Raw genomic sequence first — 15,576 nt, 5'->3', positions numbered from 1 at the left:
CAATGCTCGAGATCCCGCTGCCAATCCTCTTCCATCGCCAGCCTCCATCAAAGCTGGCTCCCTATGAATCACGCATTTCCCCTGCAGGGAATCCCGAAAATCACAATTCTGCCAAAGTAGTGCTAGAAGATGCCCGAACCGTGTTCCGCTCTACATCGATTGCCGCCCAGCAGCAGGCGGTCTCGGGCGGACTTGGGCTAGGCATGCTGCATACCTTCGCTGCGCGCGAGGATCCCGGTCTCGTGCACCTGCTTCCCGACCGCGTCGAGGCCCGACGCTCATACTGGCTTGCCATGCACAAGGATCTGCAGCGCCTGCCGCGCATTCGGGCGGTCATCGAATTTCTCGATGAAATTGTCGCCGAAAATCATGCCGCATTCTGATATTCGCTTCGCCCGTCCTGCAGCCCGAAGCGACCAGAACGCAACCGCAGCATAAAATACCGTGATTGCGCCGAGCACGCGATTGTTTGCGCTGCCTGTTACAGTTATGCCTCTGTCCATGGCCGCCCGCGTGCATCAGTATCAGCATACCGGACCGTCGAGAGCGATGCTTCTCGTAGGCCTCGTCGTCGCTCTGCTGGCGCTCGCTAACGTCATGGCGCTGACCAACTGGCACGCATCCCTTCTCGATCATGATGATTTCTCGGCGGATTCCGTGACTGTTGGTCATGGACACCATCACCATCATGAAAGCGATGATGAACATTCACCGGCGCAGGCGGACCTTGCGCAGCAGGATTCGCCCGCAATCGATCTGCACGCTCTGACGCATGCGATGATCCATGGCCTTGCCGGCCTCGTTCCCAGCGTCATGGTCTCCATTCCGTTTACCACCAAGGCAAGCGACTGGTTCGCGGGGCGCAGCTTTGCCCTTGCCGGGATCTCACCAGAAGCGCTGCTGCGCCCTCCTCGATACTGACACGGCTGCGCTGTTTCGGCGCGCACCAGTCACGTCATTCTTTTTTCGAGGAACTCTCCATGTCCGATCCCATCGGCTCGTGGCGCCTGTGCAGGGCGCTGCCAGCTGTGGCGAGCATCGGCTGGGCGCTGGTGGTAACCAGCGCCCAGGCACAAACCGCTCCGCCCTTCGCCCAGCTCTACAATGATACCCGTGAGGCGCCTCGTCAGGTCGAACTCGACGCGGAAATCGACCGCGCCGAAGGCATGGCGCTGCAGGCCCGTTCACGCCCCAATCCCACCGTATCGGTCATGACCGAGAATGTCGCCGGGCAGTCCCCCTATCGCGGCTTCGACCGATCGGAGAACACGCTGCAACTCAACCAGGCAATCGAGATCGGCGGCAAGCGCTCGTCACGCATCGCTGCGGGCAAGGCCGGCGTCGCCGCTGCGCAGGCCCGGACACGGGATGGCCGTCTCGCCTATGCCTATGATCTGGCAATGGCTTACGGCGCTGCCGAGATCGCCGATCGCCGCATCGAACTGGCGGAAGAGGAAGTCGACGAGGCCAGCGGCGACATGCGCGCCGTGCAGGCCCTCGTACAGGCCGGCAAGGAGGCACGTCTGCGTGCCCTTCAGGTCGAAACCGGAGTCTATGCGCTGCGTTCGCTGGTCGATGCGGCGAAGGCCGAGCGCGTGGGCGCCTACGCCCGGCTCGCGGCGCTTGCAGGCGCCGAAGCCGGGTTCTCCAGCCTTGCCGAACCGCTTCTTCCAAGGTTCGAGGCCAGCACCGGCTATGGGCCGATCGACCCCCTGGAAACCGCACCGTACCTTGCTGCGCAGGCAGAGCGCGAAGCGGCAAGACAGCGGGTTTCGGCAGCACGGCGACAGGCGAACCCGGACGTCACGGTGTCGGTCGGCGTGCGCCGCCTCGAAATCGACAAGGCAAATGCCTTCATCGCGGGGGTCAGCGTGCCCCTGCCGCTGTTCGATCGCAATCGCGGGAACGTGAACGCCGCCGCAGCCGACTTGCGCGCGGCGGAGGCCCGCAATGCGGGCATGCTCCTGAATGTGAAGGCCGAGATAGCAGCTTCGCTCGCGCTCAACGAAGCCGCCGACGCCCGGATCGCCGCTGCCGATCGCACACTGCGAACCGCGGAGGAAGCCTACCGTCTCGCGCGCATCGCCTATGAGGCAGGCAAGTCGCCGCTGCTCGAACTGCTCGCTGCACGGCATGAGGTCGGCGTCGCGCGCGGTGTCATTCTCGACGCCGCTGCCGCCCGCCTTGAATCTCGTGCCCGTCTCGCCCGTCTCGAGGGCACCACGATTACCGGAGAACCGGTCCAATGAACGACAAGACCCCTCTTTATGCCGGCGCGGCGCTCGCCCTGGTCATCGCCGCCGGTGTCGGCTTCGGTGCCGCCCGCCTGACCCAGCCTGCCGGCTCCGCCGACAACGATGCCGCCGAGACCGTCCCCGCAGCCACCCCCGATCATGTCGAAATTTCCAACGCGGGGATCAAGCTGTCGCAGATCGCAATTGCGCCTGCTGCATCGGGTGAACTCGACGCAGCGATACCCGCCTCGGCAAGCGTAGAGGCGGCACCGGACGCGGAAGCCGTGCTGACGGCCCGTGCACCGGGGACCGTCACGCGCATCTTCAAGCGGATCGGCGATCCGGTGCGGGCTGGCGAGACGCTCGCGCTGGTGGAGAGCCGCGATGCCTCCTCGATCGCGGCGGACCAGTCCGCAGCCGCTGCCCGCGTGACGCTGGCGAGCCGGCAACTGGACCGCGAGCGCAAGCTGCTGGACCAGGGCGTCAGTCCGCGTGCCGACTTCGAGACGGCGCAGGCGAACCTCGCCGTCGCGCATGCCGACGCCATGCGGGCAAGTGCCGCGGCAGGCGCCGCCCGGATCGCCAGGGACGGACGATCGGTCATGGTCACCAGCCCTGTCTCCGGCCGCCTGACGATGGCCTCCGCAAATCTCGGCCAGTTCGTGGCTGCCGAAACAGAACTGTTCCGCGTGGCCGACCCGCGCAGCCTGCAGATCACCGCCAGCGTTCCCGCCGCCGAAGCGGCACGGGTGCGCACCGGTGACAGGGTTGAACTGCTCGTCGGCGAAGGCCGGACGATCGAAGGACGGGTACGCTCTTCCACCGGCGTCGTCGATCCGCAGAGCCGCGGCGCGACCGTCATCCTCGAAGCGACCGGCGCCTCCGGTCTCGCTCCCGGACAGATGCTGCAGGCTCGCATTTTCGCCAGTGGCGGTGCCGTGCGCGGCGGCGTGATGGTTCCCCAGGACGCGGTACAGACGACCGGTGCCCGCACTGTCGTGTTCATTCGCACGCCCAGGGGGTTCAGGGCGCAGGCCGTGCAGGTGGGCAGCCGCAGCGGCGGCCTCGTCTCGATCGTCTCCGGGCTCATGGCCGGGACGCGGATCGCCACCAGCAACGCCTTCCTTCTCAAGGCAGAGCTGGAGAAGGAGACGGCCGAATGATCTCCCGGATCCTCTCCCTCTCGATCAGGGGGCGATGGCTCGTCGCCTTCCTGACCCTGATGGTCGCCGGCTTCGGCCTGTGGCAGATCACGAAGCTGCCGATCGATGCCGTCCCGGACGTCACCAACCGCCAGGTCCAGATCAGCACTTTCGCGCCCGCCTATGGACCGGTCGACATGGAAAAGCAGGTGACCTACCCTGTCGAGACGGCAATGGCAGGCATCCCCGGCCTCACCATGACGCGCTCGATCTCGCGCAACGGGTTCAGCCAGGTCACCGCCGTCTTCACCGACGCCACCGACATCTACTTCGCGCGCCAGCAGGTAACCGAGCGCCTGACGCAGGCAAAGGACAGCCTGCCGGTCGGGGTTCAGCCCGTGCTCTCTCCGCTCAGTACGGGGCTCGGCGAGATCTTCTTCTATTCGATCGCCTTCCGCCATCCGGACGGCAAGGGCATCAAGGCCACGGACAACCAGCCCGGCTGGCAATCCGACGGAAGCTATCTCACGCCCGAGGGCGAACGCCTGACCACCGAGCTTGCCAAGGCCGCGTACCTGCGCACCGTACAGGACTGGATCATCCGTCCGCAGATGCGCAACGTGCCCGGCGTCGCGGGCGTCGATTCCAACGGCGGCTACGTCAAGCAGTACCTTGTAGAACCCAACCTCGCGGCGCTGTCCTCTTACGGCATTTCGTTCACGCAGCTGGCAGACGCACTTGAGCGGGCCAATCTCTCCGCCGGATCGAACTACGTGCGCCGGGCCGGGGAAAGCTTCCTGGTTCGCGCCGACGCGCGCCTGAAGTCGGTCGACGACATCCAGGAAGCCGTGGTGGCCACTCGCGCCGGGGTGCCGGTCCGGGTAAAGGATATCGGCCAGGTCGTCATCGGCGGCGCCGTGCGCACGGGTTCCGGCAGTCGCATGGGCTCCGAAGCGGTGATCTCCACCGTATTGATGCTCACCGGCGAGAACAGCCGCATCGTCGCGAACAGCGCGGCCGAGAAGCTCATCCAGATCAACAAGTCGCTGCCGCCGGACGTGTTCGCCGAGCCGGTCTACAATCGCTCGAAGCTGGTCAATGCCACGATCGCGACGGTCGAGAAGAACCTGATCGAAGGCGCTCTGCTGGTCATCGTCGTGCTGTTCCTGCTGCTCGGCAACATCCGCGCGGCATTGATCACAGCGGCAGTGATCCCGATCACCATGCTGATGACCGCCAGCGGCATGAACGGCCTTGGCGTCTCGGGCAACCTCATGAGCCTTGGCGCGCTGGACTTCGGCCTGATCGTCGACGGTGCCGTCATCATCGTCGAGAACGCGCTGCGGCGTCTTGCCGAGCGGCAGGAGCATGAGGGACGTCTGCTCACAAGGTCGGAGCGCATGGAGGAGACCAATCTCGCCGCGCGTGAAATGATCCGCCCCACCGTCTACGGCCAGCTCATCATCTTCCTCGTCTTCGTGCCGCTGCTGACGTTCCAGGGCGTCGAGGGCAAGACTTTCGCGCCGATGGCGATCACCCTGATGATCGCGCTCGCGTCCGCATTCGTGCTGTCGCTCACGTTCGTTCCGGCCATGATCGCACTGGTCATCACCGGCAAGGTCTCCGAGACCGAAGTGAAGCCGATCCGCTGGTTCAAGGAGAAGTATCATCCGGTCCTGACAAAAGCTGTGGCCCGTCCGCTGCCCTTCGTCTTTGCGGGTGTCGGCGTGTTCGCTGCAGCAGTCCTAGCGTTCGGTATGCTCGGCGAGGAGTTCATGCCGCAGCTCGACGAGAAGGACATCACTGTCACCAACTTCCGCGTGCCCTCGGCCTCGATCGATCAGTCCACGCAGATGCAGCTGGCGATCGAGGATGCGCTCAAGACGTTACCCGAGGTGGCGCTGGTCTTCTCCAAGAACGGCAACGCCGACCTCGGCACTGACCCGATGCCGCCGAACGCATCGGACACGTATGTCATCCCCAAGCCGGAAGACGAATGGCCGGACGAGGTCAGGAGCAAGGACGACATCCTGCGCCGCATCGAGGAGCGGATGAAGCCGCTCATCGGCAACCGGGTCGAGATTCAGCAGCCTATCCAGATGCGCTTCAACGAACTGATCGCCGGCGTGCGCGCCGACGTGGCCGTCAAGCTCTACGGCGACGACCTCGACGCCATGAGCGAGCAGGCCCGCAGGATCGCAGCGGTTCTCCGCAAGATTCCGGGAGCGGCCGACGTGAGCGCGGAACAGACTTCTGGCGCGCCGACCTTCGACGTGAAGATCGATCGCCAGGCGGCCGCCCGCTACGGCCTGACAGTGGAAGAAGTGGCCAATACGGTCGCCGCCGCGCTCGGCGGCCGCGAGGCGGGCCTGCTGTTCGAAGGAGACCGGCGCTTCGCGGTCGTCGTGCGCCTGCCCGACGCCCAGCGCGACGATCTGGAAACGCTGGGCGCGATCCCGGTGATGCTGCCCGGCGGAGAGGGACAGATCGCCCGCTCCGTGCCGCTGCGCGAAGTGGCGCGCTTCAGCTACACCCTAGGGCTGAACCAGATCAGCCGCGAGAACGGCAAGCGGATGGTCGTCGTTCAGGCCAACGTGCGTGGCCGCGATCTCGGTGGCTTCGTCTCCGAAGCGCAGGACGCGATGGGCGCTCTGGCATTGCCTTCGGGCATGTACACGGAGTGGGGCGGAACCTTTGAAAGCCTGCAATCGGCACGCTTGCGCCTGATGCTGGTGGTTCCGGTCTGCTTCGCCGCGATCTTCGCATTGCTCTTCATGGCGCTGGGTGGCCTCGGCCGCGCGGCGATCGTCTTCAGCGCGGTGCCGATGGCTCTGGCTGGCGGCGTCTTCGCCCTCCTCCTGCGCGGCATTCCGTTCTCGATCACGGCGGCAGTGGGGTTCATTGCCCTCTCCGGGGTCGCCGTTCTCAACGGTCTGGTGATGATGAGCGCGATCCGCAAACGGGCCGACGACGGCCTCGCGCCAGATGAGGCCATCGTCAGCGGCGCTATGGAGCGGGTGAGACCTGTTTTGATGACCGCGCTCGTCGCAAGTCTCGGATTCGTGCCCATGGCTCTGGCAACGGGAACCGGAGCGGAAGTCCAGCGTCCGCTCGCTACCGTCGTCATCGGCGGGCTCATCACCTGCACGATCCTGACCCTGCTCGTGCTTCCGGCGATCACCGCGCTGGCAACTCGCAAGGCGCAGCACGCGCGTAGCATCCCGCAAGTCCCGTAACTGCCGTAACTGCCGTAACTGCCGTAAGGCATGGTCGGCCCCTCACGGATGCCGACCATGCCAATCGCAGGTGAGGATCAGTGGACCGGCAGATTGTGCTGCCGGAGGCTCATGCGCTTCCGAGTTTCATGTCGATTTGGTTGCGATTTGGCAGCCGATGATTGCGTAAAGGCATAGCCTGTCATTCGGAATATATGCTCAGGAGGGCAAGATGGGGTCGCAGACTACAGTCGGCGTCGAGTGGCGCGAACCTGCCACGCAGAATAAGTTTACGGACAAGGCGGCTGCCCGCACACGTCTCATCGCCATCGATGCGCTGCGCGGCCTGGTCATGCTTTTCATGCTCGTCGATCATGTCCGCGAGACGTGGTTCCTGCACATGCAGGTGACAGACCCGGTGGACGCCAGCACGGCGGACCCGGCGCTGTTCTTCACACGCCTGCTCTCGACGTTCTGTGCGCCCGCATTCATCGCGCTGACCGGCCTTTCCGCCTGGCTCTACGGCCAGTCGCGCAGCAAGGCCGAGGTTTCCTCGTTCCTGATCAAGCGAGGCCTGTTTCTGATCTTCCTCGAACTCACTTTCGTCGGGTTCGCCTGGACCGCAAAGTTCCCGCCGAGCACCTTCTGGCTGCAGGTTATCTGGGCCATCGGCATCTGCATGATCGCTCTGGCGGCGCTGATCCACTTGCCGCGCGGCATCCAGATCGGCGTGGGCCTTGCCATCGTGTGTCTGCACAACCTGCTCGACGGCCTTGTGCTTACGCCCGACTCGCCATGGTTCGCCACTTGGGCAGTGCTTCACCAGCGCGCAATCATCGAGCTTGGCGGCGGCATGATTGCCAAGACCACTTATCCGGTGCTGCCGTGGATCGGCGTCATCCTGCTAGGCTACGCAATGGGTCCGTGGTTCGGGAAGCAGGCAGACCCTGCCGCGCGGGTGCGCCGGATGGCGCTGCTTGGCGCAGGATTGCTGGCAGGCTTCGTATTGCTGCGCTTCGCCAACGTCTATGGCGACAAGCCCTGGTTCCACGCCGAGACGCCGCTGCGCACGGTGATGAGCTTCCTCGCGCTCACCAAGTACCCGCCTTCGCTGCTGTTCCTGATGCCAACGCTCGGCTTCGGCGCGCTGATGCTGGCGCTGTTCGAGAAGTTCCAGAACCACGCCGCGATGCCGCGCCTCGCGATGCTCGGCGGCGCGCCGATGTTCTACTACCTGCTGCACCTCTATGTGCTCAAGGCGCTCTATCTGATCGCGCTTGCCATCTACGGTCCGACCAAGGGAACGGTGTTCGGCGTGGACAACGTATCGACGGTCTGGGTCTGGGTCGCGCTGCTGATCGTGCCGCTTTACCTGCCGACCCGCTGGTTCGCCCGCGTGAAGCAGCAGCGCAAGGATATCTGGTGGCTGAAGTACCTCTAGGGTGTGCTTAGGTGCCGTTGAGTGCCGCCCGGTGCCGCTAAGGCACCCCGGCAGATCACACGCATAACGCCTCTCTTTCACTACAATCCACCGTGCGGCGAGCCACTTTCGAAAAAATATGCTCGCCGCACAGCATAGCCTGAACCCCACAAGGCGCAGATAGAAGCGCTGAATAACCGACGCAGGGAATCGACCGGAAAGCATCATGGTGCCATTCTCCGCAGAACAGATGCGCCGGTTACTTTGGAAACAAAGACAATCCGTTCCTACACATAGGGAGCCATTCATGCATAAGCGGTCTATCATTCGAATCACTCTGGTCGCAGGTGCATCCATTCTTTCGACCGTCATCGCGACTTCGGCCTACACCCCATCCGCCGCGGAAGACAACAAGCCGCAGGATATCGTCGTCACGGGGCTGCGCCAGGCCTACATCGGCGACATGCCGGTCCAGGACATTCCGCAGAACATCCAGTCGATCGACGGTACGAAGCTGCAGGGTCTGGGCCTCACTCGCCTTGACACGGCACTTGATCTTGTCAGCGGCGTGGCCCACCTGAACAACTTCGGCGGCCTGTGGGACGGGTATGCGATCCGCGGCTTTGCGGGCGACGCGAACAACGTGCCGGCCGGCTTCCTCGTCAACGGCTTCAATGCGCGCGGCTTCTCCGGCTCGCGGACGCATCGAGCGCCGAACGCATCGATATCCTCAAGGGATCGACCTCTGCAATGTTCGGTCGCGGGGAACCCGGCGGCACCGTCAACATCGTGACGAAAAAGCCCGAATTCACCGCCAAGGGCAATGTCCAGGTGCAGGCCGGCAGTTGGCCCTCGAGCACGCGACGCCGCAATCTCGCAAGATGTGGGAGGACTGGGCGCGCTACTCGTACTATCAGTACAATTCCATGCTCGGCCTGCCCGGCACTCCCGTCGAATGGGTAGACACCTACAAGATGTCGGACAGGCTCTTCGCACAGGGATCATCGCTCTACACCCATGCGCCTTATCCGAACGAGCCGGAATATCCGCGCCTCGAAGAAGAGCATACCCCCGACCTGATGTCGGCGATGCAGGACCTGAATCCTTTCCCGGTGCCATATGTGCGCCGCATGAACACGATGATGTTCAATACTACCGCCCACGCCAGCGCGCTGTTGAACGAGTTTCTCGCTCGGGGCGGCGAGATCGCTATCCGCGAGTTCGAGAACCCCAGACAGTTCCAGGAGCTGCCGGAAAGGACGATAATACATTCGACCGGCTACGCGGCGAAGGCCCTCCTTGGAGACAATTCGATGGTGCCGGTCCGCGGCCAGACGGCGCGCCTCATTCCACAACCTGAAGTGGACTACGCCATCAGCTACGACTCCCAAAATGTGTACACAGTGTCACGCCGCGACGGGATGATCGTGCAGGAGTGGTCGCAAGGTGACTACGGGAATGAAAAGGAAACCGCCTATCTCGACGCGACACGGAGTTCGGTCGCCAAGATCGCCAGGATGATGGAGGCAATGAGCAACCGCTCCTGAGACGGGTCCCGTTACGGCACATGCAAGGCCGCCTTTTCAGTCAAAGGCGGCCTTGTTCATTTTCGGGCAGTTGCGGCAAACTCCTAGAACATCGCCCGCACGCCGAAGACGGCGGATATGCCGGACACGTCATCGCCCGAAACACGCGCCAGCCGGGCGGTGCCGGCCAGCTTGCGCTCCCAGTGGGCGCCTACGTAAGGCGCGAAAGAGCGGTTGCGATCGTACCGCAGGCGCGCGCCGAGTTCGAGGCGCTCGAAGCCGGATCCCACGTTCAGCGCGGATACGCCCTGAAACGCGAAGTCCACCTCGGCTTCGGGCTCCACCACCAGCGACTGGGTAATGCGCTGCTGATAGCCTGCCTTGCCGCGTGCATGGACGTCGCCCTTCTCGGACACCAGTATCTGGCCTGTCACGTCGAACCAGTAAGGCGCCAGCCCCTCGATGCCGACCAGCGCATAAGTACGTTGCGGATCAGGCCGAAAATCGTGGCGCACGCCCAGTTGCAGGTTGAACCAGGGGTCGAGCGCATGACGCCAGTAGGCAGCCAGTTCGATGCGTTCGGCTCGCTCGCCCAGCGTGCCCTCGCCTTCGCTGGCGAGGACCACACGGTCGATATCGCCGCCGTACCATGCCTGTCCTTCCCAGCCGAAACCGTCCTTGCCTTTGGTGGAGCGATATTCCAGCCGGTCGACCTGCAGTGCGAACGTGGAAAAGGTCATTTCCCCGATCATCGCGCTGCGCGAGGCCGCCATGCGATCGGGTGCGAAGAAGCGGTCGGCGGGATGGTCGACCGGCACGGGCGGCGCGGTGGCGTCACCGGGCTGGTCGGCCACGGCCGCATCGGGCATGACGTGCGCGGAATGATCCATCGCGGGGGGGGCGCCCTGACCGGACAGGTCCATGCCGGACATGTCATGGTCCATCCCTGAATGGTCCTGCGCCCAGGCAGAAATCGGCGCGGCGGCCAGCAGCAAGCCGTGGATCAGCGGTAAAGAGACAGAGCGCAACGCCATCAGCCCTGCCCCTCCTCCACGTCCCGCCGCACGGTAACCACGCGCATCATCCCCGCATGCATGTGCAGCAGCATGTGGCAATGGAAAGCCCAGTCCCCCTCGCCGTCGGCGGTAAGATCGAACGCGGCCTTGCCGCCGGGCAGGACGTTGACGGTGTGCTTGCGCGCGCGGTGACCCGGTTCGCCCTGCACCAGTTCGAAGAAGTGCCCGTGCAGGTGGATCGGGTGCGGCATCATCGTATCGTTGATGAGGGTGACACGCACCCGCTCACCCAGCCGGAACGGGATCGGAGCGGGATTTTCCGACATGGCGGTGCCGTCCATCGACCACATGTAGCGTTCCATGTTGGCGGTAAGGTGGACTTCCACCTCGCGCGTCGGCGCGCGCGGATCGGGGTTGGGATCGCGCGAACGCAAGTCCGCATATGTCAGCACCCGGTGTTCGGCATCCTCCAGGCCCGTCGGACGGTCCGCCAGCCGGTCCACCGGCATCGGCGAGAGCGTAGCCACCCCCGGCCCCATCTTCACCGAGGGCGCAACAGAAGCATCGCGCATCTTCATCGAATGGCCCGACATGCTGTCGTTGGCCGGCTTCGACAGGTCGATCTCGCCGCCATCGCCCATGTCCATGCCGGACATGTCCATGCCCATGTCGCGCATCGTCAGCAGCGGGCGCCCCCGGATCGGCGGCACCGGCGCGGCAAGGCCCATGCTCTGCGCCAGCGTCGCGCGGACTTGCCCTGAACGGTCAAGTGCCTCGGCGATGACGGCATAGCTCTGCTCCGCGTCCGGCTCGACGATGAAGTCGTAGGTCTCGGCGATGGCGATCTGCACTTCGTCGGTCTCGACCGGCTGCACCGGGTTACCGTCCGCCGCCACGACCGTCAGCGGCAGACCCGGTATGCGGAAGTTGAAGTTGGTCATCGACGAGGCGTTGATGACGCGCAAGCGCACGCGCTCACCCGGCGCGAACAGGCCGGTCCAGTTCTCCGCCGTGCCGTGGCCATTGACGAGGAAGCTGTAAGTCGATCCCGTCACATCCGAGATGTCGGCCGGGTCCATCCGCATCTGTCCCCAGGCGAGGCGATCGGCGAGCGACTGGTCCTTTCCGGTGATCAGCCCGGTCAGGTCCTGCTTCTGGCGGTTGAAGTAGCCGCTCATCATCTTGAGACGGCGCATCTGCTCGTGCGGGTGGATCGGACTCCAGTCGCTGAGGACCAGCACATGCTCACGCTCGCAAGCGAGCGGATCAGGTCCGGCGGGGTCGATGACGATCGGGCCGAACAGTCCCTCGGCCTCCTGCATCCCCGAGTGCGAGTGATACCAGAACGTGCCCGAATGGGTCAGCGGGAACTCGTAGGTGAATGTCTCGCCCGGATCGATGCCGGGAAAGCTGACGCCGGGAACGCCATCCATCTGGAACGGCACCAGCAGCCCGTGCCAGTGGATGGAACTCTGTTCGCGCAAGGTGTTGGTGACGGCGATGCGCACCGTCTGTCCCTCGCGCAGACGCAGTAGCGGCGCGGGCAGCGTGCCGTTCACGGTCACTGCATGGCCGGAGCGCCCCCCGGTGGCGAAGTGGCTCTGCCCGATCTGCAAGGCGATGGTGTCGCCAGACAGCACGCCCGACCCGGCATTGGCATGCACAATCCCCGCCGTACCGCTGCGCGCCCATGCCGGGAACAGCCCTGCCATGCCCAGACTTCCCGCCAGCGCCCCGCCGATTTCGAGAAATCTGCGACGTGCGATAAGGCGGCGAGCGGCGGGTTCGAACATGGACATGTGGTTCTATACGCGGTGCGTCCGCCTATCCCTCAACGAGATGCGACAATTTCTGACGCGCCCGGTAAATGCGGGTCTCCACTGCCTTGCGGCTGATGCCGAGGATCGCCCCGGCCTCTTCCTGCGACATCCCTTCGATCGCGCACAGCAACAGGGGTTCCTTCAACATCGCGGGCAACGCAGCGATGACTGCATGAATGCGCGCGACTTCATGGTGAGAGGCGAACGCGGCGTCCGGCCCTTGGGCTTCGTCCGCGATATCGATGGCCTCTTCGAGCGGCAGAGCAAAGGCAAACAATCTTCGCACTGCTCGCCTGCGCGCCCAGTCATGGCATTTGTTACGGGCGATGCGCAGGATCCATGCCCTGAACGGGCGCGCCGGATCATAGCGGTGAAGCGCCAGGAATGCGGCGACGAAGCTGTCCTGAGTGACATCCAGGGCCTCCGTTTCATTGCCGGTGTACCCACGTACAAACCGATAAACGGCGTCCCTGTGGGCACGCATCAAGGCGTCGTAGCCGCCCTGCCGGCCGGCCAACGCCGCCGCAAGGGCTTTCTCGTCTTTCTTCTGCAGATGATCCGGTGCATTTTCAGGCACGCCAGTTCAATCCACCGTCGGGGAAGTCAACGCTTCGGCCACCGCCTTGTCGAAACGGGCCGTCTGATCGGGACGCAGCACGCCGCGCATCGCGAACACATGCTGCAGCGTGGCCTTCTGGAGTTCCCCCATCGCCATGTGCGACTGGTCCACCGCCTTCTCCACATTCGGACCGTAAGCATGATCACGGGTGATCGCGGTCGCCAGGCTGGCGTTGGCGGCCTTCAATTCGCCTTCCAGCCGCAAGCGGCGCTGCGCCAACTTCCGCTCCAGCACATCGACCCGGGCCTCCTGGACGGCGTCGAGATCCAGTTCCCGGTGCATGATGGAATGGATGCGCGTTTCTGCAGGCGCACCCACTCGTACCCTTTGCCCGACCCAGAGCGCCGCCAACGCGACGAGGAATGCCATCAGCGCAGCGACTGCGTAGCGATGCATGCCGAAATCCCTCACGAACCGAGCAGGTGCGATGGTGCAGCGGCAGGCACTCCCAGCAACGATCCATCATCGGCCTGTGCAGGCGAAGGCCCGGCAAGCCCTCCCCAGAGACCCACGCCCCCGGCGACGATACAAGCCAGCATCAATGTCCGCCGGGCGGCCAGTCGCTCGCGCCCTGAAGCCAGCCCCGCCATGACCCCGCCATCGATTTCGCCAAGGCCTGCGGGCATCGGCTCGTCGCGCACTTGCGCGAAAATACGATCAAGATTGTCCAAGCCTTTGCTCCTTCCAGGCAATCATGGCCATGATGCGAATACGCAGTCGCGCTCACTTACCCTCACCCATGGATAAAATTTCATGCGCGAGAGGGATGGCCCGCTTCGCTGCGTATGACCTCATGAAAGTCCGGACAAGCTCGTTTGTCCGTCTCGAAGAGGAGTTACCGCGATGCGCCTTTCCGCCCTTGCCGCTACCATCTGCCTGGCACTGACCGCCCTGCCCTCGACCGCCTTTGCCCACCCCAAGTTGCTGAGCGCAAATCCTGCCGACAAGGCAACGGTCACCAAGCCCACGTCGATCACCCTCAACTTCTCCGAGGATCTCGTCGCGCCGCTTTCGGGAATCGATCTCGTGATGGCCGGCATGCCGGGCATGACCGGCCACAAGCCGATGCCGATCAAGGGGATTGCGGCCAAGGCCAAGGGCAAGACGCTGAGCGCCACGCTTCCCCGCCCGCTCCCGAGCGGGACTTACGTTCTTACCTGGCACGCGGTCGCCGCAGACCAGCATCGCATCGAAGGCAGCTACGGCTTCACAGTGCGCTGACCCGATGGAGCAGGGCAGCCTCGCCGCCGCGCGCATCGCCAGTTACGGCCTCCTGCTGCTGACCGCGGGGCTGCCCTTCCATGCGCTGACAGAACGGCGGCCGCGCCTGTCGGCGTGCGAACGCGCCGTGCTCGGTGCTGTGACGGCCGGCTCCCTGCTCGCGTCGATCTGGTGGGCGCTTGCCAACGTGGCGGCGATGGCCGCGCTGTCGATCGGCGAACTCGATTTCGATACGGTGACGATCGTTCTCGGCTCCACGCCGCTAGGGTCACTGCTGACGGTACGGGCAGCGCTGCTTGTGGCGCTTGGCTTTCTGTTGCTGGTTCGGCCACAACCGCTGCTGCTGGCCATCGCCGCGCTGCCGGCTCTGGCCAGCGCGGCATGGGCGGGGCACGCCAGCGCCGGCGAAGGTGCACCCGGCCACCTGCTTCAGGCAAGCGACATCCTGCACCTTGGCGCCGCAGCGCTCTGGCTGGGTGCACTCGCCCGCTTGCTGACGACGACGGTATTCGCTCGCAATTGCGATGCCAACGTGATCCGCAGCCTCGCCGGTTTCGCGCGGGCCGGGACAGTGATCGTGGCGACCCTGTTCGTGACCGGAACTGCCAGTGCATGGCTCGTCAGCGGCGGGCAGTTGCCCGGGGGTGCCTGGCCCGTGCTGATCGGCTTCAAGTTCGCGCTGTTCCTCGCAATGCTCGGCTTTGCCGCAGGCAACCGCTGGAAGCTCGTGCCGGAAATGGAAGACGGAGTATACGGTGCCCGCTGCCGCCTGATCGTGTCGCTGACGCTGGAAACGGCCTGCGCGCTCGGGATCGTCGCGCTGGTGGGGTTTGCCGGGCTGCTCGATCCCCACGGCGGTTGAGACCGCCGTGGGGATCGGCCACATGCTGTCAGGCGCGCGCATCTCGCCCTTGTATTCCGCTGCGGCCAGCCTGGACTCGCCGGTGGCACGCGCTGGCGCGAGATGGCCGGCGTTCCAAGCGTCACACACCGCGTTCATCTCGGCAAAGTCGCCGATGTCCGCCAGCCAGATCGATACCGCAGCAGGTGCTCCTTGCTGCTGCCGGTCGGCGCGAGAAGCGCATCGATCTCGGCCAGCGCCGCCTTGGTCCGTTCGGTCACGCTTTCCCCGGGTGCCCCGATCTGACCGGCAAGGTATACGATGTCGCCATGGATCACGACCTCGCTCATGCGTAGGCCTTGATCGATGCGGATACCGAAGGGCGACAACGCGCCTGATCTGCCCCCTTCTGAGTGGCCCAAAATCTGTTTTAGATTTGGGCATGAAGGAGGACTGGAATGGCGAGGAAGCACAAGCCGGAAGAGATCATCGGCAAGCTGCGTGAAGCGGAGATCGTGCTGG

15 protein-coding genes and 1 pseudogene are annotated in these 15,576 nt (G+C 64.6%); 10 read left to right on the top strand and 6 right to left on the bottom strand.

What is annotated here, in order from left to right:
* From V2S85_RS25505 to V2S85_RS25470, 8 genes are all read left to right on the top strand, one after another.
* A partial coding sequence (locus V2S85_RS25505; protein WP_330705602.1) for a LysR substrate-binding domain-containing protein occupies nt 1–383 on the top strand: 383 nt, incomplete at its 5' end.
* Between the two features lie 118 nt (nt 384–501).
* Nucleotides 502–921, top strand: coding sequence for a hypothetical protein (locus tag V2S85_RS25500; RefSeq protein WP_330705601.1), 420 nt, complete (start codon nt 502–504; stop codon nt 919–921).
* A 59-nt stretch (nt 922–980) separates the two neighbouring features.
* On the top strand, nt 981–2,249 hold the full coding sequence (locus V2S85_RS25495; RefSeq protein WP_330705600.1) for a TolC family protein: 1,269 nt from the start codon (nt 981–983) through the stop codon (nt 2,247–2,249).
* On the top strand, nt 2,246–3,397 hold the full coding sequence (locus tag V2S85_RS25490; protein WP_330705599.1) for an efflux RND transporter periplasmic adaptor subunit: 1,152 nt from the start codon (nt 2,246–2,248) through the stop codon (nt 3,395–3,397). The genes V2S85_RS25495 and V2S85_RS25490 overlap by 4 nt, the downstream gene beginning before the upstream one ends.
* On the top strand, nt 3,394–6,612 hold the full coding sequence (locus V2S85_RS25485) for a CusA/CzcA family heavy metal efflux RND transporter (protein WP_330705598.1): 3,219 nt from the start codon (nt 3,394–3,396) through the stop codon (nt 6,610–6,612). The genes V2S85_RS25490 and V2S85_RS25485 overlap by 4 nt, the downstream gene beginning before the upstream one ends.
* A gap of 211 nt (nt 6,613–6,823) precedes the next feature.
* On the top strand, nt 6,824–8,032 hold the full coding sequence (locus tag V2S85_RS25480) for a DUF1624 domain-containing protein (RefSeq protein WP_330705597.1): 1,209 nt from the start codon (nt 6,824–6,826) through the stop codon (nt 8,030–8,032).
* A gap of 205 nt (nt 8,033–8,237) precedes the next feature.
* Nucleotides 8,238–8,804: a Plug domain-containing protein gene (locus V2S85_RS25475; RefSeq protein WP_330705596.1), complete on the top strand. Its 567-nt coding sequence runs from the start codon at nt 8,238–8,240 to the stop codon at nt 8,802–8,804.
* A 52-nt stretch (nt 8,805–8,856) separates the two neighbouring features.
* Complete coding sequence (locus V2S85_RS25470; RefSeq protein ID WP_330705595.1) at nt 8,857–9,558, top strand: hypothetical protein; 702 nt, start codon at nt 8,857–8,859, stop codon at nt 9,556–9,558.
* An 83-nt stretch (nt 9,559–9,641) separates the two neighbouring features.
* On the opposite strand, the gene V2S85_RS25465 is transcribed toward V2S85_RS25470, so the two are convergent.
* The 5 genes from V2S85_RS25465 to V2S85_RS25445 are packed head-to-tail and all read right to left on the bottom strand — an operon-like array spanning nt 9,642 to nt 13,663.
* On the bottom strand, nt 9,642–10,571 hold the full coding sequence (locus V2S85_RS25465; RefSeq protein WP_330705594.1) for a copper resistance protein B: 930 nt from the start codon (nt 10,569–10,571) through the stop codon (nt 9,642–9,644).
* The gene (locus V2S85_RS25460; RefSeq protein WP_330705593.1) at nt 10,571–12,346 is read right to left on the bottom strand and encodes a copper resistance system multicopper oxidase; all 1,776 of its coding nucleotides are present in this window, start codon (nt 12,344–12,346) and stop codon (nt 10,571–10,573) included. The genes V2S85_RS25465 and V2S85_RS25460 overlap by 1 nt, the downstream gene beginning before the upstream one ends.
* Nucleotides 12,347–12,377: 31 nt before the next feature.
* Nucleotides 12,378–12,950, bottom strand: coding sequence for an RNA polymerase sigma factor (locus tag V2S85_RS25455; RefSeq protein WP_330705592.1), 573 nt, complete (start codon nt 12,948–12,950; stop codon nt 12,378–12,380).
* Nucleotides 12,951–12,956: 6 nt separating this feature from the next.
* The gene (locus V2S85_RS25450; protein ID WP_330705591.1) at nt 12,957–13,388 is read right to left on the bottom strand and encodes a periplasmic heavy metal sensor; all 432 of its coding nucleotides are present in this window, start codon (nt 13,386–13,388) and stop codon (nt 12,957–12,959) included.
* Between the two features lie 11 nt (nt 13,389–13,399).
* Nucleotides 13,400–13,663, bottom strand: coding sequence for a hypothetical protein (locus tag V2S85_RS25445; RefSeq protein WP_330705590.1), 264 nt, complete (start codon nt 13,661–13,663; stop codon nt 13,400–13,402).
* Nucleotides 13,664–13,835: 172 nt separating this feature from the next.
* Here V2S85_RS25445 and copC point away from each other — a divergent pair, with 172 nt between their 5' ends.
* Nucleotides 13,836–14,213: a copper homeostasis periplasmic binding protein CopC gene (copC, locus tag V2S85_RS25440; protein WP_330705589.1), complete on the top strand. Its 378-nt coding sequence runs from the start codon at nt 13,836–13,838 to the stop codon at nt 14,211–14,213.
* Nucleotides 14,214–14,217: 4 nt separating this feature from the next.
* Entirely contained in the window at nt 14,218–15,075 is an 858-nt protein-coding gene (locus V2S85_RS25435) for a CopD family protein (RefSeq protein ID WP_330705588.1), read from the top strand.
* A 39-nt stretch (nt 15,076–15,114) separates the two neighbouring features.
* Here the strand turns inward: V2S85_RS25435 and V2S85_RS25430 are convergent.
* Nucleotides 15,115–15,404, bottom strand: a pseudogene (locus tag V2S85_RS25430) (RidA family protein); the annotation flags it as partial.
* Between the last annotated feature and the right edge of the window lie 172 nt (nt 15,405–15,576).

The sequence above is a fragment of the Novosphingobium resinovorum genome (genome assembly GCF_036352595.1).
Lineage (GTDB): Bacteria > Pseudomonadota > Alphaproteobacteria > Sphingomonadales > Sphingomonadaceae > Novosphingobium > Novosphingobium resinovorum_B.
The sequence above is the reverse complement of the archived record's forward strand: the minus strand, read 5'-3'. Positions and strand labels throughout refer to the sequence as shown.

What these genes read in the sequence shown, in the direction of transcription:
- V2S85_RS25500 (WP_330705601.1), top strand. Translation starts at nt 502, where the DNA reads ATGGCCGCCCGCGTGCATCAGTATCAGCATACCGGACCGTCGAGAGCG.
- V2S85_RS25495 (WP_330705600.1), top strand. Translation starts at nt 981, where the DNA reads ATGTCCGATCCCATCGGCTCGTGGCGCCTGTGCAGGGCGCTGCCAGCT.
- V2S85_RS25490 (WP_330705599.1), top strand. Translation starts at nt 2,246, where the DNA reads ATGAACGACAAGACCCCTCTTTATGCCGGCGCGGCGCTCGCCCTGGTC.
- V2S85_RS25485 (WP_330705598.1), top strand. Translation starts at nt 3,394, where the DNA reads ATGATCTCCCGGATCCTCTCCCTCTCGATCAGGGGGCGATGGCTCGTC.
- V2S85_RS25480 (WP_330705597.1), top strand. Translation starts at nt 6,824, where the DNA reads ATGGGGTCGCAGACTACAGTCGGCGTCGAGTGGCGCGAACCTGCCACG.
- V2S85_RS25475 (WP_330705596.1), top strand. Translation starts at nt 8,238, where the DNA reads ATGGTGCCATTCTCCGCAGAACAGATGCGCCGGTTACTTTGGAAACAA.
- V2S85_RS25465 (WP_330705594.1), bottom strand. Translation starts at nt 10,571, where the DNA reads ATGGCGTTGCGCTCTGTCTCTTTACCGCTGATCCACGGCTTGCTGCTG.
- V2S85_RS25460 (WP_330705593.1), bottom strand. Translation starts at nt 12,346, where the DNA reads ATGTTCGAACCCGCCGCTCGCCGCCTTATCGCACGTCGCAGATTTCTC.
- V2S85_RS25450 (WP_330705591.1), bottom strand. Translation starts at nt 13,388, where the DNA reads ATGCATCGCTACGCAGTCGCTGCGCTGATGGCATTCCTCGTCGCGTTG.
- copC (WP_330705589.1), top strand. Translation starts at nt 13,836, where the DNA reads ATGCGCCTTTCCGCCCTTGCCGCTACCATCTGCCTGGCACTGACCGCC.
- V2S85_RS25435 (WP_330705588.1), top strand. Translation starts at nt 14,218, where the DNA reads ATGGAGCAGGGCAGCCTCGCCGCCGCGCGCATCGCCAGTTACGGCCTC.